Annotated in this window: 20 protein-coding genes and 1 pseudogene; 3 read left to right on the forward strand and 18 right to left on the reverse strand. The window is 49.8% G+C overall.

The genetic code is table 11. The annotated features are described in order from the left end of the window. Window positions 1-13: 13 nt before the first annotated feature. Together ACTJKB_RS16625 and ACTJKB_RS16630 are read right to left on the reverse strand one after the other, a co-directional pair. A complete protein-coding gene (locus tag ACTJKB_RS16625; RefSeq protein WP_440835434.1) occupies window positions 14-1,432 on the reverse strand; it encodes a glycosyltransferase family 2 protein in 1,419 nt (472 codons plus the stop codon). 21 nt (window positions 1,433-1,453) lie between these two features. Continuing rightward, on the reverse strand, window positions 1,454-2,266 hold the full coding sequence (locus ACTJKB_RS16630) for a HEAT repeat domain-containing protein (protein ID WP_440835435.1): 813 nt from the start codon (window positions 2,264-2,266) through the stop codon (window positions 1,454-1,456). A 663-nt stretch (window positions 2,267-2,929) separates the two neighbouring features. On the opposite strand from ACTJKB_RS16630, the pseudogene ACTJKB_RS16635 reads away from it, so the two are divergent. Next, window positions 2,930-3,250, forward strand: a pseudogene (locus ACTJKB_RS16635) (helix-turn-helix domain-containing protein); the annotation flags it as partial. 208 nt (window positions 3,251-3,458) lie between these two features. Here the strand turns inward: ACTJKB_RS16635 and ACTJKB_RS16640 are convergent. The 5 genes from ACTJKB_RS16640 to ACTJKB_RS16660 all read right to left on the reverse strand — a co-directional run bounded on the left by ACTJKB_RS16640 (window position 3,459) and on the right by ACTJKB_RS16660 (window position 7,365). Then, window positions 3,459-4,106 carry a nitroreductase family protein gene (locus ACTJKB_RS16640; protein WP_440835436.1) on the reverse strand — a complete coding sequence of 216 codons (648 nt, stop codon included), beginning with the start codon at window positions 4,104-4,106 and terminating at the stop codon, window positions 3,459-3,461. A gap of 91 nt (window positions 4,107-4,197) precedes the next feature. Further along, the gene (locus ACTJKB_RS16645; RefSeq protein ID WP_440835438.1) at window positions 4,198-4,638 is read right to left on the reverse strand and encodes an RrF2 family transcriptional regulator; all 441 of its coding nucleotides are present in this window, start codon (window positions 4,636-4,638) and stop codon (window positions 4,198-4,200) included. A gap of 98 nt (window positions 4,639-4,736) precedes the next feature. Further along, window positions 4,737-5,309, reverse strand: coding sequence for a hypothetical protein (locus ACTJKB_RS16650; RefSeq protein WP_440835439.1), 573 nt, complete (start codon window positions 5,307-5,309; stop codon window positions 4,737-4,739). Window positions 5,310-5,488: 179 nt separating this feature from the next. After that, on the reverse strand, window positions 5,489-6,421 hold the full coding sequence (locus ACTJKB_RS16655; protein ID WP_440835441.1) for a manganese-dependent inorganic pyrophosphatase: 933 nt from the start codon (window positions 6,419-6,421) through the stop codon (window positions 5,489-5,491). Between the two features lie 131 nt (window positions 6,422-6,552). Next, window positions 6,553-7,365, reverse strand: a complete 813-nt coding sequence (locus ACTJKB_RS16660) for an AAC(3) family N-acetyltransferase (RefSeq protein ID WP_440835443.1) — start codon at window positions 7,363-7,365, stop codon at window positions 6,553-6,555. A gap of 260 nt (window positions 7,366-7,625) precedes the next feature. Here ACTJKB_RS16660 and ACTJKB_RS16665 point away from each other — a divergent pair, with 260 nt between their 5' ends. Then, complete coding sequence (locus tag ACTJKB_RS16665; protein ID WP_440835445.1) at window positions 7,626-8,603, forward strand: ring-cleaving dioxygenase; 978 nt, start codon at window positions 7,626-7,628, stop codon at window positions 8,601-8,603. A gap of 190 nt (window positions 8,604-8,793) precedes the next feature. Here the strand turns inward: ACTJKB_RS16665 and ACTJKB_RS16670 are convergent, their stop codons facing one another. Further along, window positions 8,794-9,462, reverse strand: coding sequence for a hypothetical protein (locus ACTJKB_RS16670; protein ID WP_440835447.1), 669 nt, complete (start codon window positions 9,460-9,462; stop codon window positions 8,794-8,796). Window positions 9,463-9,563: 101 nt separating this feature from the next. Beyond that, window positions 9,564-10,247: a YjjG family noncanonical pyrimidine nucleotidase gene (locus ACTJKB_RS16675; protein WP_440835449.1), complete on the reverse strand. Its 684-nt coding sequence runs from the start codon at window positions 10,245-10,247 to the stop codon at window positions 9,564-9,566. A gap of 102 nt (window positions 10,248-10,349) precedes the next feature. On the opposite strand from ACTJKB_RS16675, the gene ACTJKB_RS16680 reads away from it, so the two are divergent. Continuing rightward, window positions 10,350-11,309 (forward strand): MraY family glycosyltransferase, encoded by a 960-nt coding sequence (locus ACTJKB_RS16680; protein WP_440835625.1) that lies wholly within the window; start codon window positions 10,350-10,352, stop codon window positions 11,307-11,309. Between the two features lie 140 nt (window positions 11,310-11,449). On the opposite strand, the gene ACTJKB_RS16685 is transcribed toward ACTJKB_RS16680, so the two are convergent. From ACTJKB_RS16685 to ACTJKB_RS16725, 9 genes are all read right to left on the reverse strand, one after another. Beyond that, a complete protein-coding gene (locus ACTJKB_RS16685) occupies window positions 11,450-11,968 on the reverse strand; it encodes a mismatch-specific DNA-glycosylase (protein WP_440835451.1) in 519 nt (172 codons plus the stop codon). 40 nt (window positions 11,969-12,008) lie between these two features. Beyond that, complete coding sequence (locus tag ACTJKB_RS16690; RefSeq protein WP_440835453.1) at window positions 12,009-12,566, reverse strand: RNA 2'-phosphotransferase; 558 nt, start codon at window positions 12,564-12,566, stop codon at window positions 12,009-12,011. A gap of 98 nt (window positions 12,567-12,664) precedes the next feature. Continuing rightward, window positions 12,665-13,468, reverse strand: a complete 804-nt coding sequence (locus ACTJKB_RS16695; RefSeq protein WP_440835456.1) for a nucleotidyltransferase domain-containing protein — start codon at window positions 13,466-13,468, stop codon at window positions 12,665-12,667. Between the two features lie 99 nt (window positions 13,469-13,567). Then, complete coding sequence (locus ACTJKB_RS16700; protein WP_440835458.1) at window positions 13,568-13,708, reverse strand: hypothetical protein; 141 nt, start codon at window positions 13,706-13,708, stop codon at window positions 13,568-13,570. A 118-nt stretch (window positions 13,709-13,826) separates the two neighbouring features. Further along, window positions 13,827-15,905 (reverse strand): DUF6449 domain-containing protein, encoded by a 2,079-nt coding sequence (locus tag ACTJKB_RS16705; protein ID WP_440835460.1) that lies wholly within the window; start codon window positions 15,903-15,905, stop codon window positions 13,827-13,829. Next, entirely contained in the window at window positions 15,859-16,761 is a 903-nt protein-coding gene (locus ACTJKB_RS16710; RefSeq protein ID WP_440835462.1) for an ABC transporter ATP-binding protein, read from the reverse strand. Before ACTJKB_RS16710 ends, ACTJKB_RS16705 begins: the two co-directional genes overlap by 47 nt. Then, window positions 16,758-17,144 carry a GntR family transcriptional regulator gene (locus ACTJKB_RS16715; protein WP_440835464.1) on the reverse strand — a complete coding sequence of 129 codons (387 nt, stop codon included), beginning with the start codon at window positions 17,142-17,144 and terminating at the stop codon, window positions 16,758-16,760. The genes ACTJKB_RS16710 and ACTJKB_RS16715 overlap by 4 nt, the downstream gene beginning before the upstream one ends. A gap of 149 nt (window positions 17,145-17,293) precedes the next feature. Continuing rightward, window positions 17,294-18,394 carry an agmatine deiminase gene (gene aguA, locus ACTJKB_RS16720; RefSeq protein ID WP_440835466.1) on the reverse strand — a complete coding sequence of 367 codons (1,101 nt, stop codon included), beginning with the start codon at window positions 18,392-18,394 and terminating at the stop codon, window positions 17,294-17,296. An 88-nt stretch (window positions 18,395-18,482) separates the two neighbouring features. Next, on the reverse strand, window positions 18,483-20,180 hold the full coding sequence (locus ACTJKB_RS16725) for an MFS transporter (RefSeq protein WP_440835468.1): 1,698 nt from the start codon (window positions 20,178-20,180) through the stop codon (window positions 18,483-18,485). Window positions 20,181-20,217: the final 37 nt, after the last annotated feature.

Raw genomic sequence — 20,217 nt, forward strand, 5'->3', positions numbered from 1 at the left:
TTGTACTCCCCCCCTAGCCGGTAGTTTTTTTATCTTTAGTAAAACTGGTTCGGGTCATGGTCCCCCAAGTATTATTGTTTCTGAAAAACTCAATATGCCCGAGAAATCTCCAGATAACCCCCAGCTGCTGATACCCTAAGAACATGATGACAATGAAAAACAGCATCTTGAACACATCTCTAATTCTCGGATACCGCCTAAATGCCATTTCTTCCAGTAAAAGTGATCCGACTCCCAGCAGAATTCCGTATAGAATGTTTAATAAGCTGAACATTGCAAGAATATACCAATTGGTTAAATCCAACAGGACATATCCTATCAATGCCACAAACCCGGTAAATCTGAAGTACGGATTCAAGGTTTCAAAGATAATATTATAAGGGAGGGTTAACAGCCCCATAACCTTATACTTTGGCCGGAATGCCATATGTATACCGTACTCCAGCATGTTCTTAAGGTTCCCGCGCCCCCATCGCCTTCGCTGGCTGCCCAGTATCCGAAGTGAATCCGGGGCTTGGGTCCAGCAAACGGCATCAGGACAGTAGGCCACACGATAGGGTAATTTATTTTCCAGCATGTACTTATGTAGCTTGATAATAATGTTCATATCTTCACCCGGATATCCCCCGCGATACCCGCCTGCTTTTATCACATAATCCTTGCGGAATACGCCAAAAGCTCCTGATACAATAATTAAACCATTGATGGCACTCCAGCCAATTCTTCCTCCCAGAAACGCCTTTAGATACTCGACTGTCTGAAACATAGGGAGAATATTATGGGGTAACTGAACTTTCTTAACGATTCCGTCCTCAATCTCGCAACCATTCGCAATTCGGATATTCCCGCCAATCGCTACAGTTTCCTCCGGGTTCTCCATGTATACTTTTACAATGCGAATGAGTGCATCCTTTTCCAGCAGAGAATCAGCGTCAATGGATGCAATGAGCGCATGGTGGGAAAGATTGATGCCAGCATTAAGCGAATCCGCTTTTCCTCCATTATTCTTGTCAATCAAATATAGATTAGGGTACTCCGGATTATGGTAGACCGCTCGAATCGCTTCAGTTTCTAAAATGTTTTTCGCAGTACGCTCTGAAGGTTTTAGACCAAACTCTTGTATCAATATGTCTACGGTGTCATCTTTTGACCCGTCGTTGATAACAATGACCTCATACTTTGGATAATCCAGGGCCAGCAGTGAACTGACATTCTCGATAATGGTCAATTCCTCATTGTACGCTGGAACGAGAATGGATATGGATGGAACATACTCCGAGCCGGATAATGCCTGAAATCTCGAATAGGTGCTGTTTTTGACAATCGAAAAAATCTTCTTGAATGAAAACAACATAATCGAAAAATAAAGAGTATTAATGACTACCACGTAATAAGTTGCAAAAATCCCATATCCTAACAAAAAATCTCTCATGGCATCTCCTTTCACTTGAAATTATACGGCCATGGCGTAGCCCGTTGGGATCAACATGTTATTGCTGCTTAACAGCTTCACGGCTTGCACTCTGATCTCCTCATCATCGGAATGGAGCAAACGATATAGCGTAGGTACGACGTTTGGCACCATATAAGCAGGCAGTCCTACTAGTCCTAGTTTGATCACATCGTTGTCGTCATCATGTAGAAATTCCACCATAAGCGGGGTGCAATCCAATTCTGATTCCTTGATGATGTCAACAACCAGGTGGTGAACGTTCCTTCGTTGTTTTACGAGAAACAGTGCCATTCCCTTCAAGGGTTCTATATTTAAAGCGCACTTAGCTATGGAACGAGCGATAATAAAAACAATCGGTTCATACTTAGGAGTCACTAGTAATTTCATAAGCCTTGGTATGGCTTGATCAGATCTCATAGCACCCAGATTGTAGATGGCACCCAGCCGTATCCAAGGCAGCGGCCTATGCAGACGTACTATATCAAGTTTGATCAGTCCCAGGTCTTCACACAGCTTAATTAATTTCTCGCGATGGCTTCCCTTAAAGTGTTCAATCCACTCGATCAGTTTTTTTTGCATAACATACCGTTCATGACCGTTTAGCCTGGAATGAGGGATCCGTATTTGATCATCACTGTCGATATGAGCTTGTATATATGTAAAATAATCTTCAAACTTTATCAGGATCTTATTTGTTTTTTTATCCATCCATATTTTTCTGGATTTAAGAATGAAAATGAATACAAAACAGAGCGAAATCATAGTTAATATCATGTAGATAATGACGTTTACAGTTGATACATAGGCGATCAATTTGAGTTCTCCTTCCACAAAATATGTTGAATCTTTCTCCCTTTCCACTTTTCATGTAATCAATTCAGAAGATTCATTTGTTCCTTTTAGAGAACACTTTTCTCGACTTGAACTAGTCATTCAGCTTGAACGCTGCAAAAAAGTTGAATCGCGGAAAGCCCTTCCTAAATAGTGTTAAAAATGTTAAGATAAAGACTTGGAATGTGCTCTACAAAAGTATTGTGAATCTCTTGGCACGTTACCACCAGCTTCATAAACTCCCTGTTCAATAATCATTTGAAATCAACTGAATAACGGTTCGTTGAAGCACAACAATTCGAGCAACACTTTTTCGTTCCTTTTAAGCAACGGCGTAACCCAATTATAGGGTAGCAGTGTCAATATATGATATAGTCATCTTTGCTCATTTCTACCATATCCCTAACATCATCAATAAGTTATTATCGACTACCTCTGTTTCTACCCCACTGCATAACTATTGATCTATTTTTATAATCAATCATCTCGGATAAACCAATTAAATTCCAATTCGCGGAAAAAAAGTGATTTTCGTCGCATTTACACTTGTAAATTAGATACATCAACTTGATTCAAAAGAAGCAGAGTCTCCTTGTTTTTCTATCCTATTAACTATATAATTCACTCCAAAAAAGGTGGCTGTTTATGATTGGAACACGTATACGCCAACTTAGAATAGAAAAAGGCCTTTCTCTATCAGAGCTAGCTGAATGTGCTGAAGTTGCCAAGTCCTATCTAAGTCGTATTGAAAGGGGGATTCAATCTAATCCCTCTATAGAATTTCTTGAGAAAATTGCATCAGTTTTTAATATAACTGTAGATGCATTATTGCAGAAAAATCCCGTTCTGAGCGAAAATCCCGATAGTGAATGGCATCATCTCATCAAAAAAGCCATCGATTCCGGGATCAGCGTAGAGCAGCTTGAGGAGTTTTTAGACTATTCTATCTGGCGTTTAAATCGAAAGGAACAAGTAGAAACGGCTTCGCCGTCCTCTGAAAGAGATGGTATTCGTTTCAGCGAGAAATATAAGGATGATTGATAGCGTGAAACATATAAATCCTTATATTTAAAAAAAGAGCCCCGCCTCATCCTCATTAAAGGGACTTTGGCAGGAGCTCTTATTTTTATTATACGAGTCCACGCTGGTAGACAACTTGTAATCAATCAGGACTTTATGACTGGAATCCGTTCCAGTAAGCGATCTCTTCCAATGACAAGCGGCCTGTTGGCCGTCCTTCCACTGCAGCCTTGCCAAGCGCAATCAGCATCACCGGAATATAACGGTCAGAGATCTGGAACAGCTCTTTGAGCCCCGCAGGGTCAAAACCGCCCATCGGCACCGTGTCATAGCCTCTGGCTCTGGCTGCAAGCATCAGCTGCATGGATACCAGTCCGCCGTCTACCAGAGCAATGTCCTCCAGCTTTTCCTTCGGCAGACTGGAATAACCTTCACGGCTGCGTTTGGCCATAGCAGCGGCAACATCCTCCGGCATAAGCCCGCTAGCACTGGCATGACCATAGATAGCTTCCGCATTGCTATAAGCTTCCGTATCACCAAGTACAGCGATCATCGCCGAAGCCTCCGTTACTTGCGCCTGATTGTACGCTATAGGCAGTAGCTTCTCCTTAATTTCCTGATCAGTAATGACGATGAACCGCCATGGCTGAAGATTAGAGGAAGATGGAGCCAGGGTAGCCTCTGCAAGAAGCTCCTTGATCTCCTCATCTGAAATTTTCCAGGAAGGATCATACTTCCGCACCGAACGCCGTTCCCGAATCACCTTGCTGAATTCCTGTTCTACTTTCAGTTCTGCTGCCATAACTTAATCCTCCTCTTCCTATCCCTGTTTTTTTATGATGCGTTTAACTGTGATTTAATAAGCACAGTATAATTCATAAAAAAGCACCCTGTCAACATTCCGTTCGGCGCACAAGATCTGCCAGTGTATATTTCTGCAGAACAGCTACTGCACTCTGTTCCATCTCTTCCAGAATATCTCCGCATGCGCCTTTCATCTGCAGCCCAAAAGCGTTCTCACACATCGTCTCATTCACAGTATTGCTGCGCACCCCGCAGGCCTCCATGGCGCTATATATTTCAGCCAGCGTCAGTTCTTCCGGGGAACGGTTCAGCATGTAGCCGCCATCCCGCCCTTCACGGGTTACCAGAATGTGTTCCTTGGTCAGCTTGGCCAGAGCTTTTCTCAGAACGGTGGGCTCTGACGACAAATGCCCGGCGATTTCACAACTGGAACAGGTATTGCCCTCTTTACGGGCCATAATCACAAGTGCCTGCAGAACCAGACCAAACGATTTATATTGAAGCGCTCCGCTGTTTCGTGTTCTAGTCATGTTCCTCCGCTCCTTTACACTTAGATGTAAGCTTAAGTATAGAGTCTGCGCGCCTTTTTGGCAAAAGGATTCACCTTCTGCTGTAATTACGCAGTCCGCTAAATCGTGGAAATCTGCATTTCGGAAACGATAAACCAGCTTTTGGATGAGCTGTCCTTGATGTAGACCTGGATCATATAGTTACCTTTCTCATTAAACATATAGGAGTATTCCACGGACTTGAACCAGAAGCTCTCCTTATTTTCTTTGATGGCTTGATTATCCATCGTAACCGTCTTGTTCAAAGGATCTGTGATGGTAATCTTCAGATCTGAGATTTCTGTCTTGAGATGATCCACCTGCAGAAGAACGGAGAATGTGCTGCTTGCCGCACTTCTCACCTTGCCAAAGATCTTCCCCTGATCATCCAGCAGGACCATGTTGACATTGGGCTTATAGATTCGCACCTCCTTGGCGGATTCATCCCAGGATAATACCGCGTGCAGGTTCTCAGGGAGCTGCTCGATGGACAGATAAGGCTCTCCTTCCGACAACAGCCCCGACTGCTTCTGCAGCACATTGTTCAGGTAGACCGCGATATCCGTTTTGCCCGAAGCCGCATACAGCAGGGTGCCACCCGATATTACCATCAGGCATAGTGTGGAAATAATAAGCTTTTTCATAGTCCCCATTCATTCTCCCCCTCTGATTGTCCCTGCTGATTATACCGCCCAAATGGAAATAAGTTGCTTAGAAAGCCCATATATACAAAAAAACGGCTGTGCACCTCCCTAAAGAAGGCACACAGCCGGGCTGTGTCATACCTATATTCAATGATTTGTTGAATAACTCCGCTTACCGGGCCTGTCTATTACAGTTTGGCAATGGTTTCGGTCAGAACTGGAACGATCTGCGATTTGCGGGAAACGACACCCTTCAGAACAGCTTTGTTGTCGTCCAGCTTCACATTGTAAGCCTGCTCAACCGCACCTGCCACACGGCCCAGGGCCAAACCTACGGAATCATTGTTCAGGATATCTGTAACTACGAACAGGAAAAGGTCCAGGCCTTTGTCATCAATGATGGCAGTCAGGGCTGTTTCCAGTTCAGCTTGTTTGGAGAGCACATCGTTAACATCTACAGCATTCACCTGGGCAATCTCCACTTTGTATTCACCCATTTTGAATTCCTTGGCATCCAGGGAGATCAGTTGGGCGATACTCTTGTCGCTTAGATCGGCACCCGCCTTGAGCATGGCAAGACCGTAGCTGTCAGCGTCTACACCGGCGATTGCCGCGAGTTCGCGCGCAGCCGCCACATCCTGCTCGGTGCAGGTAGGCGATTTGAACAGCAGGGAGTCGGAAATGATGGCGGACAGCATCAGACCGGCGATATCCTTCGGAACAGCCACTCCGTTTTCTTTGTACAGCTTGTTAAGGATCGTTGCTGTACAGCCTACGGGTTCAGCACGGTAGTAGAGCGGGTGAGCCGTTTCAAAATTAGCAATCCGGTGGTGATCAATAACCTCGACCACACGGACCTGATCGATATCATTCGCACTTTGCTGGCGTTCATTATGGTCAACCAGAATGACCTGCTTAGCTTCGCTTGCCACGTTCTCAACCAGGCGCGGAGCCTGTACGCCGAAGTGGTCTAGCGCATATTTAGTTTCGCCGCTAACTTCTCCGAGACGAACCGGCTCAGCATCCCAGCCCAGTTCCTTCTTCAATGCCGCATAAGCGATGGCCGAGCAGATGGTATCCGTATCCGGATTTTTGTGTCCAAAAATCAATGTTTTTTCCATTTCCAATCTCCTTACTATGTTTTTTGTGAGAATAATATACCATACATTGATAGGTGCCCGCCAGATTGCGGACAAGAACCTGAAATTCATTACCTATTTGATTAAGCCAAGGAGGCACATCTGGTGCGCAGTCAATCCAGAACGGCCCGCTTGGTCTTGGGCAGCGGCTCGGGCACCTCTAAACCATCCAAGGGTTCATTGTCTGAGAACAGGTCCGGATTGCTGCGCAGCATACGGCTCAGAATATCTGTTGTTGCCACTGTCCTGCAGATCATCACAGGCGCATCTCCAAAACTGCCTCTGCGCAGTGCTCCGCCTTGCTCAAGCACCCGCTCTACCTTCCAGAAATGCTGCGACCAGGAGAGTCCGCAGTGCCTCCGTGAAGAGACTGGAAGCTCTTCCCCGCTGGGCGTCACCGTGTACAGCTGCTCATGCTCATCCGTCATTCTGCCGGGAATATCGAGCCATTCTTCAATTCCGTGGATGAAGGTATTCCGCCGTAAATCTACACCAAGCAGCATAATGTCCGCCTGGCGGTCCAGAAGTTTGCCATAGACGGAGCCGCGGGCACAAGGTGTATCCCAGCGCTCATCACCGGTGGTGAATGCAGCCGCGTCCTTACCCAGTGCTGCTACAGAATGGGTCGGATGCCACGAGCGGACAACGTCCGGCCGTCTGCGGAAGAGCTCCGGCAGGATGCCGACACACGATGGGGACTCCTGGACAGAGAACCGCGGATTGTCCGCATGGATATAAGACCAGGTATGCGTAGGGAGAACCAATAAGCCTTGTTTCATATATGCAGAGAGCGCATCAAGTACTGTGTCTGCACCTCCCTGGACTTGCCCGATACTCTTCAGCGAAGAATGGACGTGGAGTGTCCCCTGCGGATCAATCCCCATTCCTTTCAGCTGCTCCATCAAGCTTATTTGTGTATGTATCATATCGCTCTCCTTTGCAGATAAGAAGAGAAGGGATACTGTCCCTGAAAGAGGCAGCTTCCTTCTTCTCCAAGAATAGAAGGATCGTTTATAGTTGGAATTCTACAGATCCTTGTATTTCAATGGAATGAAATTCATGCTTGCCAATTATTCATTTTACTATTAAAATGTAAGTAACTTAAAAATAATTATATACTTTACATCACATTCATAATAAACCCTGTTATCAGTACTTCAATCCCATCCTTTGAGGAGGAACTATCATGAGTTTAACATTAAAAGGAATTCACCATGTATCGGCCCTAACCGCCAGAGCCCCGGAAAACTTCAAATTCTATACGGAGGTGCTTGGACTGCGCCTGATCAAAAAAACAGTCAACCAGGATGACGTCTCCGTCTACCATCTGTTCTACGGGGACGAAGTAGGCAATCCCGGTACGGAGGTCACCTTCTTCGAGATTCCTAACGCAGGGCGCAACCGTGACGGTAATAACAGTATTTCCGCGCTGTCGCTCCGGGTGCCGGACGACAAGTCGCTTGAGTATTGGTCCCAGCGGCTGGCGGAGTTCCAGGTGGAGCATGACGAAATTATGGATCGCGGCGGACGTAAGACTTTAGCCTTCCGGGATCATGAGGGACAGCGCTTGATTCTTGTATCGGATGAGCATAATCAGGGTGTTGCAGGCGGTAAGCCTTGGGATAAAAGTCCGGTTCCGGCGGCTTACGGCATCCTCGGCCTGGGTCCGGTCCATTTGACCGTCGAGACTGCTGAGTCTTCCGCAAAGGTGCTTGTGGATCTGCTCGGGTTCCGTCGTAAAGGCAGCTATCCTTCCCCGGTTGCCGGTCAGCCGGATGTCATTGTATTTGAGACTGGCGAAGGCGGCTCCGGCTCGGAGATCCATCTGGAAGAACGCAAAGATCTGCCTCAGGAGCGGCTCGGACGCGGCGGTGTTCATCACGTGGCCTTCCGCGTAGACAACGCCGATGAGCTGAAGCAATGGATCGAGCGGATCGGCAGCTACCAGCTCCCGAACTCGGGTTTCGTGGACCGTTTTTATTTCCGCTCCCTGTATTTCCGTGAGCCAAGCGGAATCCTGTTCGAGCTGGCAACGGACGGCCCGGGCTTTGCCACGGATGAGGATATTGAGCATCTGGGCGAGTCCCTGGCCCTGCCGCCTTTCCTCGAAGCCAAGCGTGAGCAGATTGAAGCGCACCTGAAGCCGCTGGATACACGGCAATAAGCTTAATCCAGTGATTCGGCCGGATGCACGGCAGCAGGCATAATCCAGTGTTTGGGCTGGAACCTGCACAGCTTACAAGGCGGCTGCACTCCGCTGCGGTTCTGGAAGACCCACTCAGCAAGGGAATTACTACTGCAACAGCTGCGACCTTCAGAAGGCGCAGCTGTTTTTTTGTAAACAATAGGGATAATCAGCTCTCCGAGAAAGTGATGGTGAAGATATTGAAGCCCGGGCGCGCGGTTGAAGCTTTGCCGGTGATGGACAGCGGGCTAGTTCCGCCCAGTCTGCCTGAGATTTTGACTGTAGTGGCGCTTACGGTCTGGGAAGCATTCTCCAGCCGTTTGATCCGCACATATTCACTGTACACAAAACCCATCGTTTCCAACGTCTCCTGCGTGGAGTAGGTAAAAGCCACCTTCTTCACCCCGTCGGCGTCCGTATCTAGTGTAGTCGCAATCAGAGCATCCTCCGGAATCGGAAAATCCTTCGGCAGGTTCACCGGCCGCACTGTACTCTCTACCGGAGGAGTTGTTGTCCCAGCACCTGTTCCCGTGGCTCCTCCAGTCTCGGCGCCGCTGCCAATTCTCACTTTATAGTTCGCGGCATCATAAGTTATCGGTACTTTCAGGGCATCGGCGATCGAACGGACCGGCAAATACGTAATGCCTTCGTAGGTGATCGGCGATAAGGTTTTACCGTTGCCGTCTTTCAGCCAATAAGGGGTGCCATCCACCACAACACCAATACTGTGATTCAGATAGGCTTTGATCTGCTCCAGCTTGGCTCCTGCATAGACACCTGCCGATCCGGTTATTGTCATGCCTGCAGTGACAGCGGCAATTAGCCACTTTTTGTTCAAGTTGATCCTCTCCCATTAGAATTGATAATAGAGTATGAGTATTGTATCTTAATATATTTAACACCTGGGAAAGTTTTCAATCTCAGGGCCATATAGCCGGACTATCGGATAATCTCCAAAAGCCCGGACAACTCCCGGATCTCATAGGTTGGATGAATGCCCGGAGCGCCTTCTTTGCCCAGCGGGTTGAACCAGCAGGTATCGATGCCATAGCCCGTTCCACCCTGAATATCCGAGGTCAGCGAATCACCGACAATCAGCACTTTGCTCCGGTCAGAGATCCCCAGCTTGTCAAAAGCATAATCAAAAATCCCCGCTTCCGGCTTCTGATAGCCTGTCTCTTCGGAAATAATGATCTGCTCAAAGGTATCACTTAGCGGCGAGCCCTGAATTCTGGACAGCTGTACATCCTTGATCCCATTAGTGATAACAGCAAGTCTGTACCCGCTCAGTTCCTGACACAGCTCCACCGCCCCCTGAATAAGGTATGTCCCCTCACCCAGAAACTTTAAATAGGCTTCACTGAACGCCTCAGGATTTAGTTCGAGCTTATGCGCAGCAAACAGCCGGTTGAACCGTTCAACCCGCAGCACAGCAGACGTTGTCCGTCCTTGCTCCAGATCTTTCCACAGGGCCCTGTTAATTTCTTGGTAGCTTGCAGCATAATCCTCGGCGCCCGTAGGCAAGCCGAAATGGACAAAAGCATTATATAGCGCCTTGCTCTCAGCCATCCCATAGTCAAACAGGGTATCATCGGCATCAAATAAAATGACCTCGTATTTCATATTCCCATATTCCCTCCTATTTCGAGTCTCGTCGACAAGCACCTGCCATCTGCGATATAATTCAGAGAGGCTCTTTCAAAAAATGTAACGGCGGTGATTGTCATTTTTTACGTTCTAGCGTTTCTGGTGTCCTTCTGCATCGTCTATTTGCTTATTCCTCCGCTTGGCAGGCTTGCTTTCCGGCTCGATTTTGTGGACAAACCCCGGCAGGATGTGGAGCGAAAAATACATAGGGAGCCCATTCCGCTGACAGCCAGCTATGCGATATTCATCGGATTTTTCATTACATACCTGCTGTTTACCCGAGATCTCTCGCTGGGTACACTCGCCCTGTTCATTGGCGGTGTACTCCTGCTGACCATAGGCACCGTCGATGACTGGTACAAAACCAAGGGCAAGGACTTCCCGGCGCTGCCGAAGTTCATTGTTCAGATCGCGGCTGCGATTCTGGTCTTTCTGTCGGGCAATGCCTTCACCGGATTCTTCAACCCCTTCTCCGGGGATTATATCTCGCTGCCGGTCATCCTGCAATTTGTGCTTACTATTCTCTGGATCTTCGGCGTGACGACTGTGATTAATTTTTCGGACGGTATGGACGGTCTGGCGGGAGGGCTGACGGCCATTTCTGCAGTAACCCTATTTGTGGTCGCTTTGGCCAAAGGGCAATCCGCCTCAGCCATGATGGCCATCACTCTCGTGGGTGTTACCATTGCCTATCTGCGTTACAACAAGGCCCCGGCCAAAATTTTCATGGGTGACGCAGGCGCTACCTTTCTCGGTTATATCCTGGCTGTAATTGCGCTGGACGGTGCATTTAAGCAGGCAACAGTCTTGTCGCTGTTCATCCCGATTCTCGCACTGGGCGTGCCGATCTTCGACAATTTGTTTGTCGTCATCAAACGGTTCGTGCAAGGCAAGTCGATTTATCAAGCCGATGCAACCCAGGTCCATTACCGTCTGCTCAAAGCTGGATTGAACCAGAAGCAGGTTGTTGCCGTCCTCTATCTGGCCAGCGTCTGCCTGTCGCTCTCCTCAATTATTCTGCTGCTGATCCAGACCTGACGCGGACTGGTATGGGCTGGGGTAAAAAGCACAGTAATACAGCAAAACCACCCTTGATCTCATTCTTCTAGGGTGGTTTTTTGTTGGATGCCAGCCCACCGTATGAGCACTACGAGTAGAAAAAGCGGCGTAGGGCGGAATCAAGTATTTTCCTGAATATACTCATACAACCTGTGGTAAATAGCCACGATCTCCGGCATGGGCATTCGTACCAACCCACTGGACGAAGGCGCCACGAATTCCCTCACGCCATCCACGATCGGGGGCTGCTCCTCCTGAAACCCCCAGTCCGCCTTTGCTCTGCGGCTAAATTCCGTATAGACCCCCTTGCCTACAAAACAGGCGATCTCCGGGCGGTAGCGGGTAAGCTTGTCCCGGAGAATCTGGCGTCCCTCCGCATATTCCTCACGGGTAATGTCCTCCGCTCCACGTGTCGGGCGGGCAACGATGTTGGTGAAGCCCAAGCCTAGCCGGAGCAATTCTCCGTCCTCCGAGGCATCATAGAGGCGGGGCGTCAGGCCGGAGCGTTCGAGAATACGCCAGAAATGATTGCGCGGATTGGCGTAATGATGCCCCAGCTCTCCGGAACGGAGGCTGGGATTGAAGCCGATAAATACAATCTGCAAACCGTGGTCGAGGTGATCCGGCACTTCATCCATGGGACATCCCTCCTGTAAGCTGGAAGCTGGCGGTACCCGTCTACTCTTCTTCCCGCAAGGCAACACAAGCGGGTGGAACCGGCTCCGCCAGCCATACTTCATTACCCGCATAGTAGAAGGTTACTCCCAAATGCACAGCCTTAACCGTATCCACGCTCAACAGAACCAGCTTGCCTCTGCGGCTCCCGGCCAAGCTGGCAAAATGTAGCCCCTCTGACAAGTGTACATACTGCCTCCCCATCGGCTTCAGCCCTTCTTTCAGGATCGCGGACAATGCTGATTGATTAGTGCCATGATACAGCACAGGAGGCGGAGTTCCCGGCTCATATGTTAGCTTGGCATGACTGTGCCCATACCGCGCTTTTATATGCCCGCCTTCAATGGCAAAGCGCTGCTTCTCGCTGTTTCGGACAACCTGACGGATATCCTCTGCAGTAATACCGGCCCATTTCGGGGCTGCATGGATGACACTCAGCAGATCCTCCAGCAGGCAGGAGCCATCCTCAGGATCAAGGAGCAGGCCATACTCTGACGGGGTGTGCCGAAGCAGCTTGGTCATGAATTTGCTGAGTGAAACCTCAGCAGCTTGGTTCAACATTTGTTACACCTCCATCCAGATTTGCACAACGGTGCCGATTTGTTAGCTCATTAAATGCATAGCGTCCATTTTTCCTTCTGCGTCACTTGATTTTCTCTCTACAGGGTCCAGCGGCTTTCTCCGCCCCACACCTCAAGCAGTGCGGAACGGAACAGTTCATCCAGCACGTGGTTCTCTACCCCGTTTCCTGGTCCAAACCGGGCCGCCGCTTCTTCAAAATGGCTGATCTGCTGCTCCAGATACTTGTTAATACACTCAAGCCGAGGCTCCAGGTTCAGTTCATCGCCTGACATTTTGCGGACCAGCAGCCTATCGACCGTTTCTCTCAGCTCCGTTCCTTCCGGAATCAGGTCTTTTACCAGCACTGTGAACTCCAGAGGAGGCACCTCCTGATACTTCTCAATCCAGGCACACGCCAGCATTGGCCGGAGAACGTAAAAATACTTCTTGATCTTGACCCCGCTGCCCTGAAGGTAAGTCCGGTAATTCCCGCGGGCCATATTCAGATAATGGTAAATGCAGGATTTGGGCGAAAATCCAAGCGGCGACAAGCGGCGGATTCCGTCTGCTACGGTATAGTTCTCTTCATAACGGACCCTGGATTGCAGCCACTCCAGGAGCGGCGGGTTGGATTTACGGAAAAGGGTCAGCCCTTTCTTTAGGTCCCATCCATTAATATCCAGCAAGTCACTGATTGGACGCTCAATAACATCCCGCTGCCCGAAGATTGAGAGATAAGCTTCCGGGCGGCGCAGGTAAAGGAACCGCACATCATAGTCGCTGTCTTTGGAGGGGAAGCCCCAAGCCCTGCTGCCGGACTCACAAGCGTACAGGATACGGACATCCTCCTCGGATTCGATAGCGCGAAGCTCGCGGATAATGGATTCATGAATTTCAGACATGATGTATCTCCCCCAATCTTTTTCAAGATAAAAAGTCAAAAAAGGCCATGGACTCCATCGTCCATGGCCATGCTTTAGCCTCATGCATATTCAGGCAAATCACTTCCCGCGAACAAGATCACTTGCTGCTGCCGGAAATGAATCAACCGCTGCCAGGGCCAGCCTGCCGAACGAGGCGGACAGATAAACGGGAAACAAATGGACAAGATTCGGGTACGATAGTTTTCCTTGTTCATTCATCTGTCCTGACCTCCTAAAAGTTTGGTTAGCATTACTTCGTAAGCATACACTTAGCGATGTGGGCATCATAATATTTCCAAAAGCATAATCCACGGTTCCAGGTTCTGTCAACCCAGTTCTAGGGAATAAGTGCTTTAAGGCCTGGCGTTAAGTCTTCTTCATGCAGCGAAGCATAATCTATGGATCCGCCTTTATAGACCAGTTTCACCAGATAATCGCCATTCTTGCCTGTAAAATTGCGCTGGCGGCTCAGAATATCGTTAATCTCTGTCGCACCCTTAACGATAACAGCACGGTTCTCACTGCGTGCCAACTTCACATGTTGTTCAGCGTCAAACCTGGTCTCTTCAGGAAGCTTGCCGGCATAATCATCTTGGATCAGTTCAGCGGAGATGACATCTTTTACTGTAGAACGGACCTTATCCGCATATCCCTTCTGAACGAGCCAGTTCTCCAGCTCATGAAAGGAGGGCTTCCAGTCGAAGTCATAATAAAAACCATACCCTATATGGTTCGGCTTGCTGTTCATCTGCATAGTAGCGATCGACTTCTGGTCGCCAGTCTGATCTTCATAGCTCATGTTCAAAATTTCCTGCTTCAATAGCCCGGTAAATTCCTTAACCTCCTGTGGATCAGAGATGCTAACAGCTTTATTTGTATAATTGGAGCCAAGGCGGATGCTTTCTATGTCTTCATCCAGTTGATAAAGCGTATATTCATTCTGTTTGAAGCCCTTGCTTTCCATCACCGACTTCATCTCCGGCTCAAATCCCTCACCCGGAATCCAGTACTGCCGCACTAGCTTGCGCCCGTTGTCCAGTTGATAGGCAAGAGTGAACATTCTGGCTCCAGGAGAATAGTGTCTCACTGAATCCTGATTCGTTGGCCGCATCGTTACAAGCGCATGATGAAGTCTGCGTACAGCTTCGATGTACTGTTTATCGGTAGTGTAGAAATCCGGCTTAGCCAAAGGAGGATCTTTATCCACGCCGGATGAATCTACGCTTGCACTGAAACTGTATATCCGCGGATAGGAATCGTCATTGTACATCTGGTATTTGCTCCCTGCATACACCCCCGTGACGTGTTCCCCCGCAGGCACCCGGTTCTCATATCCGGTTAATCCGGATACCGGAATGTAGAGCAGCAAACCCAGCAGAATACCATACACTGCAAACTCCATTGGCACTTTACGCGTTAGGATCTGCCAGGTTTTACGGATAATCATCTCAGAAGAAATATAGCCCAGTATAGCCCCAGTAATATAACCGCAGATCATCCAGCCCAGCTGATGAGGTTTCACTGAGGTAAAATAAGTTCCCGAGAGAAGCATGGCACAGAGCATGACACCCGCTTTGAATAGTGGATTAAAATAGGCGAAGGCAATGGCCTGCCCTGTCTTCTCCCCATGGCGATTTCGATACAGCACAAAGGATAAGGCGATGAATACAACCGACAGTGCCGCGTAAATGCATAGCTCTGCTACGCTAAAAATGTCATTTGTATAAGTGATAAGACGCAGCAGCGGTGACCAGATATGCAGACTGTCGCTGGACCAGGACCATTGCGGGTAACCATACAGGTACGTGCTCAAATGGAAATTGACCAGCTGAAACAATGCTGCCGGAAGAATGAGCAGAATATAAATGATTATTCCCTGGAGCACCGTTTGCCCCGTGCATATGCCAACAAAGGTGCTGAACACAAAAAGGAACAGCGTAAGAACACTGACGATCAGGCACCAACTCCAAATATCTGCACCAGAATAGATGTACATATTGCCGCCCAGCGGAGTCACGATTGCGGTAACCGCTGCCGTCAGCCAGACCGGAAGCAGCAGAAGGCCGAGTCCGCTCGCCATATGGGCAGTAAGCAGATGCTCCCTCCGCAGCGGAAGGCTATGCCACAGATCGGAGGCCATTTTGGACTGCAGGTAGCGGAACACGAACAAGCCTGCAGCTACAGGAAGGACGACGATGAACAGCATCTGGATATCTCCTGCTACGCGGAACAGATTATCCACCTTCTGTGGCTGTGTACCGGAATTACCGCTCATGAACAGCTGCAACGGGAGCGAAAACAGCAATCCCAGTGTATAGATGATTCCGATCCAGCCGTGCTGGCGCACATTCTGGCGGATTACACCGCTGTTAAAGAAGTATCGGCTGTGCGTCATACCCGGCATCCCCCATTTCATAAATAAAGATTTCCTCCAGCGTCAAGGGAAGCAGATCGAACACATACGGTTCATAGACATGAAAAGCTTGCGAAATCCGCTCCCGGTCGCCTTTTACGATATAGAGATTCACGCTGCCCCGCTGCTCTTGATGGAGAATTTGCAGCTTGGCCGCCAGTGCCGCCGCATGACGCTCATCCCGGAAAGCCACCTGAATCTTGTGCGTGTCCGCCTTCAGGTCATCGAGATCCTTCTCAACCAGCATCCGGCCGCCGTGCATAATGCCGACATGATCGCACAGGTCCTCAATCTCCCGCAGATTATGTGAAGAGATCAGTACGGTCAGCTCCCGCTCAGCGACTTCCTGAAACAGCAGATTTTTGATCTGCCGGCGCATCACCGGATCCAGCCCGTCAATCGGCTCATCCATGATGAGCACATCGGGTGTACAGCTTAGCGCGAGCCAGAACGCCGCCTGGCGCTGCATCCCCTTCGAGAAGCGGCTTAGCTTGCGTGCCGTATCCAGCCGGAACACTGTCCCCAACTCCTCAAAACGCTTGTCACTCCACCCCGGATAAATCGAGCGGTAGTAGGCCGCCATGCTGTTGATCGACGCCTGCGGGAAGAAGTAAGGGCTGTCCGGCATAAAGATTAGGCTTTGCTTCACCTCCGGGTTCTCAAACACCGGTTTGCCCCCAATCTGGACCGTCCCCTCATCGGCCCGGTAGATGCCCGCAAGTGTCTTCAGCAGCGTGGTTTTTCCGGCACCATTGGAGCCCAGCAGTCCATAAATAGCTGCTTTATGTACAGTCAGCGACAGGCGGTCCACAGCCTTTTCACCTTGAAAGCTCTTGCTGACTCCGCGAATCTCGATCATTGTTTCTCCCCTCTCTCTCTTTGCTCCAGCACCTGGCGGTACAGCGCTCCTATCTCACTTTCGGTGAATCCGAGATAGACTGCTTCCGCCATCAGACGCAGCAATTCCTCCCGAAGCTCCGCTCTTTTACTTTCGTTCTGCCCTTGCTGCGAAGGTGTTATAAAGCTCCCTTTGCCCTGCAAAGAATAGATATAGCCTTCACGCTCCAGCTCCCGGTAGGCCTTTTGAATCGTGTTGGGGTTCACTGTAAGCTGTGAGGATAAGGTTCTTACGGACGGAAGCTGGTCATCTGCCCGCAGAATTCCGTGCATGATCATCTCTTTGACCTTATCGGTCAACTGCTCATAGATCGGCTTGCGGCTGCGGACGTCCAATTCGAACATGACAGTCCTCCTTTCGTATGCTGTCTTCTGGCAAGCATCTCAGTGTATTAACTGTACTACTATTATTAATACAGTCAGATAGGGATGTCAACACAAAGAAACGGCCAACAGGGCCGTCCAGAATTCTACTATAGCTAAGCAGCGGAGCTTCACCACCCTCTTGGCTGCTGCTGGGTGATGCAGTGAATATTGCCGCCGCCTAGGGCGATTTCCCGCGTATTGATCTGCACCACCCTACGGTCCTTGAATAAACCGCTGAGTGTACGCAGCGCCTCTTCATCCCTCGGGTCGCCAAAAGCAGGAATGATCACACCGCCGTTGCAGATATAGAAATTCACATAGGTTGCAGCAAAAGCAGTGCCTGCACCACGGTAGTAGCTGTGACTGGCCGTGTCAATCCGCCGCGCTTCTTCGTCCGTTATCATCAGCCGGTCCGGGAGATGCAGCCGATGAATCTCCAGTCTGCGGCCCCTGGCGTCCCTCTCCCGGCTCAATATTTCATGGGCCCTGCCCAGCACTTCATATTGCGGGTCACCCGGGTCATCCGTCCAGCTCATCACCACTTCTCCAGGCTTCACAAAAGCCGCCACCTCATCAATATGACCATCTGTCTCATCGCTATGCAGGCCCTGGGGCAGCCAAATGATTTTTGTAATATTCAGGTGATCCCGTAAAAGCTTCTCCATCTGCCGCTTCGTCAGATGCGGATTGCGGTTCTTGTGCAGCAGGCACTGGCTGGTGGACAACAGCGTGCCTTCACCATCCACATGGACCGCCCCGCCCTCCAAAATAAAATGCTGAAGATCATAGCGGTCCATACGCTCGATCTCCAGCACTTTTTGTTTCACCAGTATGTCGAGATCCCAGGGAAAATACAATCCCCCGTGAAGGCCGCCCCAGGCATTGAACCCCCAATCGATCCCCCTTACTCCCCCCTGCCCGTTCACGACAAAGGTCGGTCCGATATCCCGCATCCAGGCATCGTTATACGACAGCTCAACTACGCGCACAGCCGCAGGCATGCGGGAGCGGACATGCTCATACTGGCAGGAGATCACACCGATGGTAACCGGCTCAAACTCAGCAATCGCCACAGCCACTTCGGTAAAAGCATCCTGTGCCGGCTTCGCGCCCAGCCTCCAGGTATCTGTACGGGTGGGCCAGAGCATCCAGGTTCCCGCATGCGGTTCAAATTCGCCCGGCATACGGTAGCCATCCTCTCTGGGTGTGCTTTTTAAGGTGTTAGGCATCCGGTATCACCTCGGCTAATGGAATGTAGTCCATTCTATGCTGCAGGTGGGACTGGTGTCACAGCCATGGGCTATGACCCTTGCGGAGTTAACGCTCCAGTACAGCAGGCTCAGCCAGCATCACAGGCTCCTCCGGCTTCCGCCGCTTATCGCTTAAGAGAGCGAACAGTATCCCAGGGATCATAAGCAGTCCGGCAAAAGCAAAGGTCCGGCTGAATCCCTTCACCGCCGCCTGTTGCATTCCGCCTCCTGCCTGAGACAGGAGTAGCTTCACTTCATGAAATTGATTGGCGCTGTCTGCCGCAAAAGCCTTCTGTTCCGCAGGCGGCAGCTTAGCGGCAGCAAGCTCCACCGCATGAACTACAGCTGAAGCGGTATCCGCTTCCCTGCCACTGCTGTCCATCGCTGCATTCCCTTGTTTGCCGATGGAAGCCACCGCTTCGGTTAGAACATTTTTGACAAAAGGCTGAAGCTCCGTATTCGTCTGAATGACCTTAGTGGCGGAAATCCCCGCCTTGCCCAGCTCACTGTCCGTATTGTGCTGCAGCACGGTCACGATAATAGCCACTCCGATGACGCTGCCCAGCGCTTTGGCCATATTGGTGACTCCTGAAGAAATGCCCACTTTGTCATCCGGCACATTGCGGACAGCGGAAGACATCACCGGCGCCATGGTAAGGCCCACGCCGACACCCGCCACTAACAGCCTCACCACCACCTCTGAAAGAGCCGAGTCTGCGTGAAGTCCGCTCAAAGAATACATCGCTCCACCAGTGACCATGATACCGGCTGCAGCGAACAGATGACTTCCGTATTTTGCAGACAGCGGACCCGAAATAGCTGAGCTTACAATCGAGCCTACAGCGATCATGGACAGTACAAGCCCTGCCTTCAGTTCGGTCATCCCCATCATCCGCGTCAGAAAGAAGGAAGTTAACAGAGAGAGATTCATTAGCGCTGCACCGACAATCAGCAAGGTCAGAGAAGCACCGTTGAACGTACGTATCCGCATAAGTGACAAAGGCAGCATGGGCTCCTTCCCTCTCCACTGCGTAAAGATGAACAGCAGCAGGAACACAAGGCCTGCCCCGAGCAGCCCAAGGATCACACCGGAACCCCAGCCATAATCCTGCACCTTGATCAGAGCGTACGTAATGAAGAACATCGCTCCGGTAATGGCAAGGGTTCCTCCGTAATCGATCGTGCGGCCTGCTGTATTATCCCGTGATTCCTCAATGAAAACAGCCGTCAACACAATGCTCAGCACACCGAGCGGCACATTCACAAAAAAAATCCACTCCCAGCTCAGCTTCTGCGTAAGAATCCCGCCCAGCGCCGGGCCGCTTGCCGCCGCAATACCCGATACAGCTCCCCATATGCCAATAATCAGGCCATGCATTTCTTTAGGAAAAGTAGTCGTAGTCAGAGGAATGGTGACCGGAACAATAATAGCCCCGGCTAGACCCTGAATCACCCGCAGCAGGATCAGAACCCCGAGAGAGGTTGCAAACCCTGCAAGTAGAGAGGTTAGCGTAAACAGGGCCACCCCGAAAATGAACACTTTCTTCCGGCCAAATTGATCAGCCAGCCGCGAGGCGGTCAGAATGAATATGGCAAAAGCCAGGTTATACCCGTTCATCACCCATGAAATCCGTGATACACTCCCGCCGAAATGGCGGGTCATCTCCGGCAGGGCAATATTAATAATCGTTGTATCCAGCAGCGCCATAAAAAAACCAAGTACGATTGCCGTAAAAGATAAAGCTCTGCGCATTCTAATACTCATCTTCACCACTCCTCAAAAAGGCTTCCCGAAATGTGAA

This window comes from Paenibacillus sp. 22594 (genome assembly GCF_052044425.1).
Taxonomy (GTDB): domain Bacteria; phylum Bacillota; class Bacilli; order Paenibacillales; family Paenibacillaceae; genus Paenibacillus_AQ.

What these genes read in the sequence shown, in the direction of transcription:
- ACTJKB_RS16695 (WP_440835456.1), bottom strand. Translation starts at nt 13,468, where the DNA reads ATGTCTGAAATTCATGAATCCATTATCCGCGAGCTTCGCGCTATCGAA.
- ACTJKB_RS16705 (WP_440835460.1), bottom strand. Translation starts at nt 15,905, where the DNA reads ATGAAATGGGGGATGCCGGGTATGACGCACAGCCGATACTTCTTTAAC.
- ACTJKB_RS16725 (WP_440835468.1), bottom strand. Translation starts at nt 20,180, where the DNA reads ATGAGTATTAGAATGCGCAGAGCTTTATCTTTTACGGCAATCGTACTT.
- ACTJKB_RS16685 (WP_440835451.1), bottom strand. Translation starts at nt 11,968, where the DNA reads ATGGATGAAGTGCCGGATCACCTCGACCACGGTTTGCAGATTGTATTT.
- ACTJKB_RS16645 (WP_440835438.1), bottom strand. Translation starts at nt 4,638, where the DNA reads ATGACTAGAACACGAAACAGCGGAGCGCTTCAATATAAATCGTTTGGT.
- ACTJKB_RS16625 (WP_440835434.1), bottom strand. Translation starts at nt 1,432, where the DNA reads ATGAGAGATTTTTTGTTAGGATATGGGATTTTTGCAACTTATTACGTG.
- ACTJKB_RS16640 (WP_440835436.1), bottom strand. Translation starts at nt 4,106, where the DNA reads ATGGCAGCAGAACTGAAAGTAGAACAGGAATTCAGCAAGGTGATTCGG.
- ACTJKB_RS16710 (WP_440835462.1), bottom strand. Translation starts at nt 16,761, where the DNA reads ATGATCGAGATTCGCGGAGTCAGCAAGAGCTTTCAAGGTGAAAAGGCT.
- ACTJKB_RS16715 (WP_440835464.1), bottom strand. Translation starts at nt 17,144, where the DNA reads ATGTTCGAATTGGACGTCCGCAGCCGCAAGCCGATCTATGAGCAGTTG.
- ACTJKB_RS16700 (WP_440835458.1), bottom strand. Translation starts at nt 13,708, where the DNA reads ATGAATGAACAAGGAAAACTATCGTACCCGAATCTTGTCCATTTGTTT.
- ACTJKB_RS16650 (WP_440835439.1), bottom strand. Translation starts at nt 5,309, where the DNA reads ATGGGGACTATGAAAAAGCTTATTATTTCCACACTATGCCTGATGGTA.
- ACTJKB_RS16655 (WP_440835441.1), bottom strand. Translation starts at nt 6,421, where the DNA reads ATGGAAAAAACATTGATTTTTGGACACAAAAATCCGGATACGGATACC.
- ACTJKB_RS16660 (WP_440835443.1), bottom strand. Translation starts at nt 7,365, where the DNA reads ATGATACATACACAAATAAGCTTGATGGAGCAGCTGAAAGGAATGGGG.
- aguA (WP_440835466.1), bottom strand. Translation starts at nt 18,394, where the DNA reads ATGCCTAACACCTTAAAAAGCACACCCAGAGAGGATGGCTACCGTATG.
- ACTJKB_RS16675 (WP_440835449.1), bottom strand. Translation starts at nt 10,247, where the DNA reads ATGAAATACGAGGTCATTTTATTTGATGCCGATGATACCCTGTTTGAC.
- ACTJKB_RS16690 (WP_440835453.1), bottom strand. Translation starts at nt 12,566, where the DNA reads ATGTTGAACCAAGCTGCTGAGGTTTCACTCAGCAAATTCATGACCAAG.
- ACTJKB_RS16665 (WP_440835445.1), top strand. Translation starts at nt 7,626, where the DNA reads ATGAGTTTAACATTAAAAGGAATTCACCATGTATCGGCCCTAACCGCC.